Genomic DNA, 15,330 nt, shown 5'->3' on the forward strand with positions numbered 1-15,330 from the left:
AAATAACGTTCCCAAATGCAATCTTGGTAAATATTCAAAAATAGAAATAACTACATTAATGGAGGTAGAAATGGAATCGCAATTAAGGGTTGAAAGTAAAGTGAAAAATAATGATGTAATAGCAATGATAGGGTTTCTACTCATATTTTATTTGGTATGGACAATTAAAGAATTATGGTTAATTGACTACATTTATTCATTCGGTGAAATAATCTCCCCATTATTAGAGGCGTTGGTTAAGGGGTTCGTATGGATTGTTCCAACTTGGTTATACATAAAATATTATTTACATACTAACCCATTTGACTACTTAAGAGTAAACGTTAATGTTAAAAAAGGTTTATTTTGGGGAGTAGTTCTTTCACTGTTAGTTGGCTTATATTTTGCTTTTGAAACATATATCATTAATCAGCAATCATTTCAATTTTCATTATCCATTGATGATTACCTTAATGGTTTTCTTATGGCAGGATTAGCCGAAGAAATTGTTTTCAGGGGATTAATTTTACAAGAAATCAATAAAAAAGTGGCTTTTTGGAAAGCAAATATTGTAACTGCTTTACTATTTTTGGTCATTCACTACCCAATTTGGATTTACAATAATGGATTCTATGATTTCTTTATAGCTGGGACCCATATATATGTTTTTGCAATAGGTTTACTTTTTGGTTTTGTCTATAAAAAGACAGGTTCATTATGGTCGGTTGTGTTGTTGCACGCGTTGCATAATTTTTTTGTTACTATTATTTAGTGAAAAAATATATTATTAATTAACTAACGTGGTACTTTAGTGCAACAAGGATTTATAATGTATACATCAATAAACTAAAAAGCGTTCCCAAACGCAAGTTTTGGCGCACATTTAAAAGCCATCAATGTTGTTAAAATAACGTTTCGCGGCTTTTCTTATAAACATTATTTATACAGTTTTTTATACATGAAGTGTAAACACTTGATACACCAATATTTACACGATTATGGCTTAACGTTTAAATCGTGTATATTTCCTAAGATTGTAATCAGCACTTTTCTGGCGCTAACGGGGCAGTTTAATACAACAAGCATTCTTGTTAAGATTTGAATGGAAAATCACAGGAATCAATATTCGTATAATCGACTTACGAAACATCAAAACAAAAAAGAGTCAATCTACAAACATTTGTAGATTAACTCTGCCATTATGATTGAACAGTAACAATTTTAAAAAACAGCCATAATTTAAAAGTGCCTTCCTTTATACAATAGAGGAAGGCACTAGCTTTTTAAGCCTAAAATCAACTAATTTTACTTTATATACCAGACCTACATAAATTAGCTACTAACTTAAATATACTAGGGTACAGTTGAGTTGTGTAGGGTACAATTAAGTTGTGTACACACATCACATTGTTGATTTGGAATAAAGTTTGATCAAATGTAGGCTACAAACATTGATTTAATATATAGAAGGAACCCAAGTATTTTGAAAAAAGATTGATCAAAACACTTGGGCTGATTTTTATTACAAGTAGATTTTTGTAAAAAAGATTAATTAAATTGTTAAAAGCATATCCTCAATTTCTTTAATCTTCTTATTACAAGATTGCTTAATTTTCCCTCTAGGACTGTCTGCTAATATTTTTTCTAAACACTTTTTACTGTTCTCTAAATATATTCTATCTCCACCTTGCTCAGAATATTTTCTGTTCACAGTTGATAATTTCATTAAAATCTTATGGTACATATCACCTTTATGATTATATCTTTCACAGATTAAGCAAGCCTCTTCCAAATATTTTATAACTTCACCTATTTCAATACCTCTTTCATCATCTAATGAAAGAGCATGAATCCATAAAACAGCTGCATAAGACTTAGTACTTTTAATATTTGGATATTTGTATTTAATAGTCATAATAGTTCTTTCTAAAGACTCGCCTATTATATTTAAACAATATAATTTTTCATACTGATTTTTGGCTCTTTCATCCATTAACATTTTAAAAATACGTGCCTTTTGAAACCTTATATACGGGTGAGGGGTTCTAACTTCAATACTGTGTATCTTTGATTCAATTTCCTCTAACTTTTTCATCGAGATACTCTGATTATTTTTATTCTGTTGATACATTGCATAAACTTCTGTAATGGCAATTTTATCAACATAGTTAGTTGGCTTCCAATCTGCCATAATGTTTTTTAAATCTGTAAACTTCTCTATTTTCTCTTCTAAAAAACTGATATTTTGCTTCACTTCTTGTTTATGCTCTGCTATTTTTAATTCTAATTTCTTCTTTTCAACATCATTTGGTAAAAGATTGAAAAATATAAATTTAGTTGCAAATTCAGACATAGAATATAACTCCGCTGATTTAGTTACAATTAATTTAGTTGATAAATATACACATGTAGTTTCTACATTTTTTATTTTTAAATCTGCTATTTTACTTATAGAAAAAATATCTATAGGTTCATCATATAAAGCAATTATTCTTAATATTTCCACTGCTTCTAAATCTCTTTCCTGAAGCTCAGCTATGGTTTGATCAAAAGTATTCTTATACATGAATTCAGCTATTATTTCTGTATTTTCAGTAGAAATTGTACTTAACTCTGCTATTATTTCATTTATTGTTTTCTTTTTAGAACTAATTCTGTCCATAGCTAATAAAATAATAAGAGTATTTCCTTGTGATTCATAAAGTAAAGATTTTTTATCTTCTTCTGAAATATGTTCTAAATCTATACCCATTATTTGAGCATACTTCTCTATAAATCCTAAACCATTATTTTGTTCACTAAAACCTTTTAAATTTAATTTATATTCACATGATTCTTCATTTCTAGATGTCAAGATATATTGGATGTTCCGTGGACTTTGTTGAATAAAATTCATTACTTCTTGTTTATCAAATTCAGAAAAAGTTTCAAAATTATCAATAACTACTATCCCACCATTTCTGTAGGTACTTCCAGCTTCAGATATGGCACTTAATTTTAAATAATTTAAAATATTCACTTTTAATTCATTAGAATTTTGAATTTGACATCTTAATTGGTTTATTTTCAAATCACCAGTACTATCATTTATCGATAATTCTTCCTTTTTGTTAGAAAAATAAAGTAAGAAATCTAAATCTACTCTTAATTCCTTATCAAATGCTTTCCTATGTAAAACTCTTATAAATTCTAAAATTAATGAAGTTTTACCTACTCCACCATATCCATATACCACCAAAGAACCTGCTCGCCTATAGAACTCATCTTTCCCTAAGATAGCCTCCTGCAATTCTTGTATTTCCGGTTCTCTAAACAAAATAGTATTAGTATCCCAAGCTATCTCATTTAAATTATGTATTTTAAAAACCTGTTCTTTCCCTATAGTAAAAAAATCACTTATATAGTTTTCAATATTTTTTTTATCACAATACCAAAAATATTTATCTTTTATGACCTTCATAATTTGTGTTATGAACAGTAATACTTCTTGAGCATCTTTCATTAAAACTTTACTTGAAGCAGGATGAGATAAATCATTCCTAATTGATTTATACTTTTCCGATGAATATATAAAGGATTCTATTGTTTCAAAAGGTTGCCCAATCTCAAGAAAAAGAGGATTATATAAAAGCAATGTCAGGTCTACAATTTCACTTACATATAAAACTGAATTGTCTTGTCCAGATTCATAGTCCTTTGTATTTAAACAATTGATACTGTATTGAATAGATTTATAAAAATCTTTTTTGTTGGCTTTTATTTTCTTTAATTTCGATTCAAATTTACCTGTTTGTATAATGGACGTTTGACTTGTTGTACTCAATAGATTATTTATCTGTTGCTCAAACAATAATTCACTTGTGAAACTTAAAAAAACTTTTTCCGCAATATATGATCTGTACGCTACTTCAAAATTCTTCACTATTTTATCTAACTCATTATTTTGAATCTGTGATAAATACACGCTACTCCACCTCTATATCAATTTTATTAACCAAAATTCAATTATATTCCAATTATCTAATTTAATACACACACACGAGATAATTCCTCTATTTTCCTCTCTAATAATTTTGCTCTGTGATTTTTTTGCTTTTTCCCATGTCTCAAAGTTAAATAATTTATCCGCTTATAACTTAACTGTGCCTTATCCCATACACCATTGTTATCTATTAAACCTTTGAGTATTACATTTAGTTCGTACAGTTTATCCTCAAGTCTATTAGAAAAATAAATGAAAGTTGAAATTGCTTTTTCTTCTCTTTCAACTTCTATCACATTAACGACCTTTCCTGAGAATAACCTCACTTCTGCAATCACATACTTCCTCTCCATCAAACCATCACTCAAATAAACAAAACGTTTCGTATCAGAAAACTCTTTCAAACTACCTTGAATAATGTTGATAGATTGTAATTCTGGAAAATCTTGCAGCACTCGCATTACTTTTATAAACTCGCCTAGCTCGCCTTCAATTTGAATATCGATTAACGACTGTTGCTCCAATCCTCTAGCAACTTGATTTCCTCCTACATCTGCTGTGGATCGTTTGCTGTCAGTATTAATAAATCTCTTCTTCGTATTTTCATTTTCAAATTCACGCTTTTTATTAGTCCTACGGGGGATTTTAGTCACTTTCGGCATTTCGATATATTCATGCATTTGATTGTCCATTTCAATGACATCAAAATCATCTGTTGTACCCTTGATTTCTTCATCCAAAATTATTTCATCTTGCTGACCAGTTAAATTCTTTTTAGTCTGTAATGTATATTTCTTCGGCTCATTTGCTTTAGTAGATTGAGCTATTTCTGGATGTTCGTATGTAATTTCTTTGTACGGAATCTGTTTGTTTTTTACGCTTATCACTCGTAACACAGTACCACCAATAGCATTCGGTTTTACGATAGCTCTAATCGTAATTGAGTTTGTAAAAGACCAATCAAACTTTAGAGTTCCTTTTTGATTAAACGTATAAGCAACATTTTCAAATACGTTTCTTAAATCGCGATTTGTAATTAGCCATACAAGCTGATATAAGAAAGTTGTTTTTGTATATTTAATATTATAGAGTGATGAAAAATCTAAATGAATTTTGTCTGGGTAATAATTTTCAATAAAATATTGCGGAAATGAATTCATTTCAAAAAGTCGGTAAAGTAAAAAGCGATTTGGTGCTAGAATACTACGAACTACTTCTATTACAGGCAATGTGTAATATTTATTTCCTTGCTTAACACCAAAACTTCTCGATACATCTTTATCATTAGTACCTTGCACTTGCCAATTTCGCTCATGGGTAGACACACTATTTGGATAAATCGTTAGCTCTATTTCGTTGATACCTTGAGGGGGAATACTTTTTGTAATGTCCCCACCCATATAATAATGCTGAATAGCTAAAGCTGGAAGTGTACCCCAATCCGCTAAAACTTTCTCAGTCTTGCCGTTTGCTCTAAAATAAACATAAATCATTATTTTTTTCTCATGCCAAAAAGGAGAGCTAATCCAAATTAATTGGGCTTGCTCTTCTTTATTGAAAGGCCAATGCTGTAGTTTAACTGGTTGTTCGCTCATCGTTCGTCACTTCCTGTTTCATCGCTATATAACGCTCTAATATAGGTTTTATTTCATGAAAATGATGTGATTTAATTGCTGCTACTCGTTGCACTTGCCATAAAATTATTGGCTCGTTATTTTGTAGTAGTTCATCGATGATTTTGTAGCAACGACGTAATTGAAACTGTTGCACAGATTCTGTGATTTCCTGTAGTAGCTGTTTCGTTTGAGGAAGCTTATTTAAATGAAGTTCCAAGTTAGCTAATATCCCTAAACGCTTACCTAATGTTGTAGTTGTTATGCGTACAGGTTTTTCCTGTTGCAACAACTCCTTATACAGTAACTTTATTTGTTTTACATACTGTTGGTCTCGCCTCGTCCAATCAACAAACTTCGTTGGTTTTTGCTTCAGTTGTCTCTCTGGTAAATTTGCTTCTAACCAAGCCCTATCATGGCGATATAGATAAATATATTGCTTCTCAAATTGCTGTCTCAACTCAGTTCTTGAAAAAGACGGAAATTGTTTTATACCATCCAGCAATTCATTTTTATATAATGCCAGTTTGGCTTCTGCTTCTCTAGAATCCTTACAGTGTTTCAATTCGACCTTTCCATTTAAATTCCTTTTAATTGTTTTCGAATCTACGCCTAATTCTCTAGCCATAGCTCGGATGCTTAGTTTTTCATTCGCTAGTTCGTTTAATCTTTGTAGCCAAACTTCTCCAAAAGCCTTTACTCGTCCTATTTTAAAAATATCCGTTGTATGTTTTCTTGCATAAATAAACCCACATGAACATGTAAATGTACCAATTAAATTTTTCGTTTTAAAATCCCTTGTTACGTCTACATCCTGAATAACCAACTGCTTATAATGTGATGCAGCCTTATTTAAACAAGGAAATGGACCAGAACCGAATGCCCCTTTATCTGTTGAAGCTGTTATTAAACGCTCTATATCTTGTTGTAAAAAATGCAATAAAAATAAATGACGCAATGGATGAACATGACGTTTACTATTTCGTAATAACACCTTCAACCAATTGTATTCATACGCCTCATCTAGCTCACTTTCATAACGCTGTAAAAAGCTGTTGGTAAAATGTGAACTTACTGCTTGGTACAGCTCTTTTTGTCGAATACGATTAGAGGCTGTTATTAAATTTTGCTCTCTTAATAATGCTCGGTACTTTGATGTGACGACTTCTCTTGAAAGCCTATGCAATGGTAACTGCAATAATTGGTAGGCTTGCTTTGCTATTGTTACAGCTATTTCTTGATACGGATCAACGTCATAAATAGCTGTTAAATTCATATGCTTCAATTCAAATCGAATGTATTGTATCCGACTATCCGATACGGTTGGATATTTACGTAACGGCACTTCATGATGTGGACAATAATCACTACCTTGAAGCTGATGCTCCCTATGAATGTATGGCTCTCCGTACTTTGCATTGTCCTCTTTTGCACATTCAGCACAATAATATAAGCCATCTTTTTTACAAACGCTACCTGCTATCATGCCAAGTCTTGCATATAGTGCCTGTCCATCTTGTAATACATCCTGCAAAATTTCCTGTTGCCGCGCTTTCGATAAAAACGAAGCATAGTATGGATAAATGGTATGATTGGCTAAAAGCGATTCCACCGAGTAGTGCGGACCTAACTTTTCCGCCAGAACAGAAAAATAACTACCAATCTCCACACTCGGTATCACACAACGACTGCCAAACAACTCTTCCAACGTATCTTTACAATCAAGATTCCCACTATAAAAGTGGTAACGCGCAATGGCTGAATACAACAATTCATTCGGATATGGGTTTGTGAAGAAAGGTAGCACTTTTTTAGTTCCTCCAACTAAGATTTCTAACAAATTCTTTCAAGATAAAGCTGCTTTTCTCTTGATTTGCGTTTTAGTTTACCATTATTACTATTAAAATAGTTTTGGTACTCCCTATGAACTACTGGGGCTAATTGTAGTAATAAAAGTGTGAATTTTTTATAATCCAACTGTTCCTTCAACAACTTATGCAAGTCATCTTCTGGATGTACTGTAATATTTCTAATTCGAGAGAGGGATAAATTTTTTATAAAATTTTTATTATTTTTTAATGATTTTAAGTGTATCTCATGATATTGTCCAAGTTCCTCCTTAACTTTTGAGTTAAGAAATGTACATTCTTCCAAAGCTTTAATTAAATTAAATTTATATGGGTCTTCTTTTTTGTCAAATTTTCTTTTATTTTTATTTTTGTATAGTCTTTTCGAATTTATAGCTATAGGTGTGATCAAATAAATGTAGGCTCCTAAAAAAGCTAGTCTATAATTACCATTCAAATAACTACTTAACACTTCCTCTAAATCTGTTTTTTTAGTAATTCCATGTTTCAATCTAATATTCCGTAATTCATGATGACTATCCTTTATTCTTTTCTCTTCTAATGAACTAACCATAAAATCAATCACTCACTTTCATTTATTTTAGTAAAAGAACTCATCTTCAGTATCTTCTTCAACAAATTTAATACTTTGCCCATAAGGAAAGTGATAAATAATACCTTCTTCTTTTAAGTTCTTTAATGCTAAAGAAACTGATGTCTTATCCATATCAATTTTCATAACAATTTCTTTTTGACTAACCTCTACAAAATCTTGGGAATTAGCTACTGAAAATAAATAAAGTAATACTCGATACGCCTTCTTGCTTAAATTTTTATTTTCTGCACATCTCAGTAATAATTCATGGTCTATTCTAGTAGCATAAAACTTTTTAGATTGTTTAACACTCATTTTCAATCTCTTTTCTATAAGTTATTCAAAACAAAAGTTTTTTTATTCGGGAATTAAAAACTAATAATGTTTTATATATGAAAACTTTATAACTCCCAACTTTTTTTGTCAATAAAAAAAGCGGATTGATTACCGCTTTTTTCAGTACATTTCTTGTATGGTATCTTTTATAAAATTATTCTCTCTGAAGACCTTATAAATATGAACTTTTTGGTTTCTAGCTTTCTTATGCAATTCTAACAATACCGTTCCCGTAGAAGTAACCCCCCCTGTTTCTCTCTTTTTACTTAAAACTAATAATTCCTCAATAATTTGTTGTTTTAAGGAGATGGAGTCTATATTTAAAGCAGTAGACTCTACAATTTTTTTAATCACATTATTAATTTCTTTTGAAGATAATGTAGAAAAAATCCCTAATGCATTAATTTCAAAATTAATTGTTTCTATTAGTTCTATACGCTTGTACTCATTCGATTTTTGTCGTTCCCGCATCGCAGCCTTAACTTTCCCTTCATACTGCGTATTCCTCTTATGATTCATCATCAACTCATCTAAATTAATCATAATATCCTCGTACTTATACATCGCTGCAAAGTCATTATTACGAATGGCATTTAACATCGGCTGGATAATTTTCATATCCTTTTTTGCTGTCTGCTTAAGCACTTTGGATGTAATAATTTCATCTTCATTATTTTCATCAAACAACGCCCGTTCCTGAGCCAGTATAAAGAGGTTTACGGCTACAGACGTTATCCCTTGGCATTCCTCGTAAAATGTCTTTTTAACGTCTTCTGTAAGCGGTGAGCGTATTTTTAGGCATTGCAACTCCCATAACGTTTCTAAAAAGAATTCCCATTCTTCACTTTGCTCATCCATCCGATCCCAAATAATTGCACCATCACTCGCCGCGCGTCTTGCTTGACGGAAGTTGCCTTTAAATAATTGCTGGGCTTTGGATGTTCCAATTAAAACAGTTGGAATCCCGACAGTATTTGAAAGTGTTACAAAGAAATTCAGCATTTCTTCTTGATCATTTTTCGCATGTAGTAAGTGTTGAATCTCATCAATCACAAGTACACCAATACCGTACATGCTTGCTAATGAGGTCATATGCAATAGCATTGTTGAAGTAACACGATTTAAATAGCCAAACTTCTCTAAATAGCGCGTCCCTAATAAATCATCAATTGCTTTAAAAAAGCTTTTGCATAATGTTGAAAGGCTACCATCGTAAGGACAATCAATTTTGAGCCAAACGATTTGTGTATTATTAAAAGGCTGCTCTTCATACGTTTGGTGTTTAATCACTTGTGGATACATTAACAACAAACGTTCAATCGCTGTTGTTTTACCGATACCTGAAATGCCTATAATGGATAAACTGTCTGCCGTTGAACGAATATGATTCAATCGTTCATCAATATATTTGTGTGCCTGTTCTTCATCTTCGCGTAAGTGGTGTAACACTCGAATTCGTTCAAGGAATGATTTATCTAATGGATTACGTGCTAAATAACCTCTACGGATTAATGTTGATAAACGACGTTCTACTTCAAAATGAATTGGTAATGGCTGAATGAAGTTTTTTACTCGCTTTAGTACGTGATAGCGAATGTTCGTTTCACTTTGCTTATCTTGCTCGCTAATACGTGGTGTTACCATAAAGCGGTCCAATACATCATCTTCACTAAAAATAGGAGGGAGCGCTTCGATGAACGGATTTTGAGCATATTCTGTCAGTTGTTGTGGCTTATAGTTTGCTACTTCTACATCGCCTTTTAAAACGACATTATTCATCTTTTCCAAACTGCTCATCTCGCTTCCGTTTTAGTTTTTCCATCAAGCGTGAAGATGTTTTCTTTTCTGGCTGCTGTTCTAACTTTGTATGCGATGCAAAGTCAATAATTTCTGCCGGTTGCTCCGCGACAATAGGGGCTAAATCAAATTTTTCTTCTTCACGATTAGCGGCTTTTTCAATCGTTTTATTATCTCGAATAGCATCGAGCTTTTCTTTTTTGCTTTTTGGTTGATGCTGTGCCTGTTTTTTCTTTTTCTCCGCTGCTTTAATAATTTGCTCCATCATTGTATCTGCATTAATTGTTAGCTGTATTTGCTTCGCTCGTTCCTCTTCTTCTAGCTCATTTCTTAGTTGTTGCTGGAACACAACATCTTCTAAAAAATCAAGTTTGTATTGCTGGCTTGGCTCTAGCAATATACATGTTTCGTAATCCATTCCATTATCATTCGGGATATAAATTTTTTCTAAATGACGCGGATCATAAACAATATCAATACTTTTATTTTTCAACTTTGCATACCACTGTTCTTCAATCGCTCGTTTCGAACCGTATAGTAAGTTTTTAAACTTAATGCCTGCTCGTGAAATAGTTGCTCTATCACGAGGCAATACATTTAATCGTAAAATATCTCGGTCCACAGTTCGAAGACGCCCTTTACGATTTTGAATGCCCCAGTTCCATAAGTTAATTGGCGTTGGCACAATTCCATCCGTAATCATTTCTTTTTCCATTGGGTACTTATCAATAATTTTATGGTTGTGCTGCAAAACTAGCGTAATGATGAGCGCTGTAAACTCTTTTAAGTTTAACGTAGCATCTAATCTGTAATCTCTGTCTCCACGCTCTCTGTATTCTTTTTGAATAGCACCAGGGGCTTTTTGCTTCACTTTGCCGTTAATGGTGCGGAATTTGCGTTCTACAATCCCCTTTAAATCGCCTCGGTATGCTGTTGTGTTTTCGATTTTAATATTTATGTTATTAATGATTCCTTCTACTGCGTAACCTTCAAATTCACCTCTGTCTGCAATGATAATCTCTGGTAAATGATGAGTTGGCCATTGCTCATCTGTAATATCGATGTCATATTGCTTACAAAATGCTACTTTATCGGCAACCATGTTATCTAGAGCCATCATCGCTCCCAACCACGAAGGTCCTTCTAAACCTACATAAATACCTGTAATAATGCGCGAATAAACATCAACAATCGCATAAACTACAGGTCTACCAATAATTCGATTTACATCAAAAGAACTCACTAAATAAATATCTGCAATCGTTGCGTCAATTTGAAAACGTGTGCCTGGTCCATTTGTTTCAACTTTAGAATTACTTAATAACGGACGATACTTTAGCTCATATTCTTTTGCACTTTTGCGAAACTCGATGTCCTTCTTAGGATCCTCTAATTTCTTAAACCAGTAATAAAACTGGTGGTATGACGGAATTCGATTCGGCTCCCAAATGCGGTAATAGATTTCTCCATTTTCTTTATAGCGGTCTGAGTAAAAGTCCCGCAAAATAAATTCATATACATCCTTTAACGAATAATTATTTGCTTTACGGTAATATTTATTTATCGCGTGTTCAAATTGTGTTTTAATCTCATCTGTAATGTTAATGCCGCTTCGATATTCTCCATTAACTGTCACCCTACGTGGACGCCCTACTTTTTCATCACTCAACTTTTTTGTCTTACCTCGACCACCTGAATTTGCATAATCGGGGAGCATCGCATTTTTATTCATCCCACGCTGCCAATAACGGCTGAGTAATTTTTTCACCTTCGTTTTTCCTAAACCACTCTGTACTGAAATTTCAACAATTTTTGCTTCGCGTCCTTTTTTCTTCAAAAGCTCATTCATATTTGGGAGCAAATACTTTTCGACCATTTCCCAATCTTCATCACGTTTATTTTTTTGTACAGACGTTAATTCGCTATCTGGAATTGCTCTAGCAAAGGGATCCGCTACGATGAGTAACTGTCCCTCTATAAGTTCTAATTCTAAGTTGCTATATAATTCTCTTTTGGGCATAGCACTCGTTGTATCAATATTTACGACATAGACATAAGATTCCTCTATCTCAATGATCCGAATACGTTGCAAATCAGCAGTATACTGTAATACTTGGTTAATATAAATCATCCATATTTCACCTTCTTCAACTTACTTTCATCGATGGACTCAATGACAATTGGTTGCTCCACATTTAATGGCTCCAACATATCTACTCGAATCGTTTTCGTTGCGAGTAAATGATAAAACAGTGTTATCCCACTCCCTAAAGGCATATGCGTGTCCTTATCAAATTCACTTGTAATAGCTCTTACGCTTTCATCATTCGTTAAAAGACGTTGTAATAATGCCATAGACAAGTCTTCGATATACTGATCATTTAAGCTTTGAAAAGCGTCATAATGCTCAAGACTGTAGTAATCATGAATATAGCTAATATTTCTCGCCATTTCTTTAGGTATTTCTAGCTCCGTTACAATGCCCCAATCAATTTGTCTTATCTCCCAATAAACTCTTTCAATCTCAAACTTCTCAATAACCCGCTCTTTCAAAAGCTCATCTTTTATTTTGATTGTTCTAGCAAGTTCTACTAATCCCTCGCCTTTATCTATTGTTAATAAAAAATCCGTTGTCATTACAACTGGCTCATGTGTTTTTGGGTCTGTAGGATGTTTAATACCTAACTCATCTGCAATGACAATTGTTTCTTCCAACGGTAATAAAGGAAATTGCTCTCGAATATCAATAACGAAATTAGAATATTCAGTTAAATAAAAGTAGTTTCGTTCCAAATCCGATAAAAACTCATGTTGTCTATTAGTTTTAATGCCTCTTAAACGTGTGGACCTTCCCAATGAGGAAACATCTTGAATATTTAACCAAGGTTTATAATCAGCCCCTATACCAGAACCTCGACCTTCTTTAATCCATTTTTCGATTTTAGATGTTCTTGCTCGTTTAGACATAAAAAACACCCCTTTAGACAAATATAATCTAAAGGGGCATTTCATCGCAACTTTTTTACAACCGTCGCGACTTTATTTTAAACATCTTAACTTTTTTATAAACATCGCAACTTTATTTCAAAGCTACACACATAATTCTTCATATTCTATTCTTACTCAACAGTCACCGATTTAGCTAGGTTACGTGGTTTATCCACGTCACAGCGGCGGTGCAGGGCAGCATAGTAGCTAATTAATTGTAAAGGTACTACTGAGACAAGTGGTGTTAGTAATTCGTGAACATGTGGAATGACTAAACGATCACCATCTTCATCAATGCCAGCCATCGCGATAATACATGGATATGCACCACGAGCTGCTACTTCTTTGACATTACCACGGATATTTAACCCTACTGATGCTTGTGTGACAAGCGCAAACACTGGTGTACCTTCTTCGATTAAGGCAATTGTTCCGTGCTTCAGTTCTCCACCAGCAAAGCCCTCTGCTTGGATGTAAGAGATTTCTTTCAATTTTAAGGCACCTTCAAGGCTAACATAGAAGTCCATATTACGGCCAATGAAGAATGCATTGCGTGCGATTTTTAAGTAATCTTCTGCGATGTCTTCTAACACATCTTTTGAATCGATAATTGTTTGGATGCCATTAGCGGCAATCGCAAGCTCTTGTTTTAAATCAAATTCTAAGCCTTTGCCATTTGCCTTTGCCGTTACATAGGCTGCTAATGCAAGTACTGCTACTTGTGCAACATAGGCTTTTGTAGAAGCTACTGCAATCTCTGGACCTGCGTGTAATAACAATGTATGATCTGCTTCACGTGATAGCGTAGAGCCAGGTACATTTGTAATCGTTAATGTTGGATAGCCAAGATCTTTAATTTTTACAAGTACTTGACGACTATCTGCTGTTTCACCTGATTGTGTAATGAAGATAAATAATGGTCTTTCTGAAAGTAATGGCATGTTGTAGCCGAATTCACTAGAAATATGAACTTCTACTGGGATACCCGCCATTTTTTCAAAATATTGTTTACCGATAAGACCGGCATGATAGCTTGTGCCCGCCGCAATAATATATAAACGATCTGCTGCTCGTAATGCTTCTAATATCTCCGCATCGATTGTTAAATCGCCATTGTCTCCTTCATATGCCTGAATGATTTTACGAATAACTGTAGGCTGCTCATCCATTTCTTTTAACATATAGTGTGGATATGTCCCTTTTTCAATATCACTCATATCAAGTTCCGCCGTATAAGGCGCACGCTCTACAACAGAACCATCTAATTTTGTAATTTCCACACTTGCTTTGTGTACGATAACAACTTCTTTATCGTGAAGCTCTACGTATTGGTCTGTTACCTGTAGCATCGCCATTGCATCTGACGCAACAACATTGAAACCTTCTCCAATCCCTACTAGAAGTGGTGATTTGTTTTTTGCTACAAAGATTGTATCTGCCGCTTCTGCATCTAATAGTGCCAGTGCATAAGAGCCATGTAATAGTGACAGCGTTTTACGGAAAGCGTCTGCTGTGCTTAGACCATCTTTCACAAATAACTCTACTAATTGCACAATAACCTCTGTATCTGTATCAGATTTCATTGGAATGCCTTTTAAATAGGTTTTTTGCAATAAATGATAGTTTTCAATAACCCCATTATGCACAAGTGTAAAGCGTCCTGATGCACTTTGATGTGGGTGAGCATTTAAACGGTTTGGCACACCATGTGTTGCCCAACGTGTATGACCGATACCAATTTTCGCTGCAATATCTTCGTCTACTGCCTCACGTAAATCTGCAATACGCCCTTTTTCTTTGAAAACCGTTACGCCTTCCTCATTACGCACTGCAATACCCGCTGAGTCATAACCACGGTATTCAAGCTTTTCTAAACCTTTTAATAAAATTTCCTTTGCATCTGATTCACCAATATATCCTACAATTCCACACATAATTCTCGTCCTCCGATATTGTCAATTTAACGCAATGACAAACTAGGCCTCATCCTATCGAATTTTTTGAATGGACAAGCGATGCTATATTTTTATAAAAAAATAAAGCACTCCTATACATGCAAGCTACTCACTCCACTCAGCCAACTGAATAGAGATTTTCGATATGTGAAGCTTCTTCTATTTATCTATTGCTTTTACTATACCTTCTCCATTTTCTGTACATTCAATCACTCAAATGCTTTCAAAATGAAAAATG

Annotated in this window: 10 protein-coding genes; 1 reads left to right on the forward strand and 9 read right to left on the reverse strand. The window is 33.4% G+C overall.

Annotated features, from left to right (window positions below):
• The first annotated feature begins 70 nt into the window (after nucleotides 1–70).
• The gene (locus MHB65_RS24025; protein WP_342441997.1) at nucleotides 71–751 is read left to right on the forward strand and encodes a type II CAAX endopeptidase family protein; all 681 of its coding nucleotides are present in this window, start codon (nucleotides 71–73) and stop codon (nucleotides 749–751) included.
• A 780-nt stretch (nucleotides 752–1,531) separates the two neighbouring features.
• On the opposite strand, the gene MHB65_RS24030 is transcribed toward MHB65_RS24025, so the two are convergent.
• The 9 genes from MHB65_RS24030 to glmS all read right to left on the reverse strand — a co-directional run bounded on the left by MHB65_RS24030 (nucleotide 1,532) and on the right by glmS (nucleotide 15,071).
• A complete protein-coding gene (locus tag MHB65_RS24030; protein WP_342441998.1) occupies nucleotides 1,532–3,943 on the reverse strand; it encodes an ATP-binding protein in 2,412 nt (803 codons plus the stop codon).
• Between the two features lie 56 nt (nucleotides 3,944–3,999).
• Entirely contained in the window at nucleotides 4,000–5,556 is a 1,557-nt protein-coding gene (locus MHB65_RS24035) for a Tn7-like element transposition protein TnsE (protein ID WP_342441999.1), read from the reverse strand.
• Nucleotides 5,537–7,381, reverse strand: coding sequence for a TnsD family Tn7-like transposition protein (locus tag MHB65_RS24040; protein ID WP_342442000.1), 1,845 nt, complete (start codon nucleotides 7,379–7,381; stop codon nucleotides 5,537–5,539). The genes MHB65_RS24035 and MHB65_RS24040 overlap by 20 nt, the downstream gene beginning before the upstream one ends.
• Before the next feature lie 26 nt (nucleotides 7,382–7,407).
• Complete coding sequence (locus tag MHB65_RS24045) at nucleotides 7,408–7,995, reverse strand: hypothetical protein (RefSeq protein WP_342442001.1); 588 nt, start codon at nucleotides 7,993–7,995, stop codon at nucleotides 7,408–7,410.
• Between the two features lie 27 nt (nucleotides 7,996–8,022).
• Complete coding sequence (locus MHB65_RS24050) at nucleotides 8,023–8,331, reverse strand: hypothetical protein (RefSeq protein WP_342442002.1); 309 nt, start codon at nucleotides 8,329–8,331, stop codon at nucleotides 8,023–8,025.
• Between the two features lie 141 nt (nucleotides 8,332–8,472).
• Nucleotides 8,473–10,131 carry an ATP-binding protein gene (locus tag MHB65_RS24055; protein WP_342442003.1) on the reverse strand — a complete coding sequence of 553 codons (1,659 nt, stop codon included), beginning with the start codon at nucleotides 10,129–10,131 and terminating at the stop codon, nucleotides 8,473–8,475.
• Nucleotides 10,124–12,280, reverse strand: a complete 2,157-nt coding sequence (locus MHB65_RS24060; RefSeq protein ID WP_342442004.1) for a Mu transposase C-terminal domain-containing protein — start codon at nucleotides 12,278–12,280, stop codon at nucleotides 10,124–10,126. Before MHB65_RS24060 ends, MHB65_RS24055 begins: the two co-directional genes overlap by 8 nt.
• Nucleotides 12,277–13,116, reverse strand: coding sequence for a TnsA endonuclease N-terminal domain-containing protein (locus MHB65_RS24065; protein WP_342442005.1), 840 nt, complete (start codon nucleotides 13,114–13,116; stop codon nucleotides 12,277–12,279). The genes MHB65_RS24060 and MHB65_RS24065 overlap by 4 nt, the downstream gene beginning before the upstream one ends.
• A gap of 152 nt (nucleotides 13,117–13,268) precedes the next feature.
• On the reverse strand, nucleotides 13,269–15,071 hold the full coding sequence (gene glmS / locus MHB65_RS24070; RefSeq protein WP_342442006.1) for a glutamine--fructose-6-phosphate transaminase (isomerizing): 1,803 nt from the start codon (nucleotides 15,069–15,071) through the stop codon (nucleotides 13,269–13,271).
• Nucleotides 15,072–15,330: the final 259 nt, after the last annotated feature.

The sequence above is a fragment of the Lysinibacillus sp. FSL K6-0075 genome, from assembly GCF_038592945.1.
GTDB classification, from domain to species: Bacteria; Bacillota; Bacilli; order Bacillales_A; family Planococcaceae; genus Lysinibacillus; species Lysinibacillus fusiformis_F.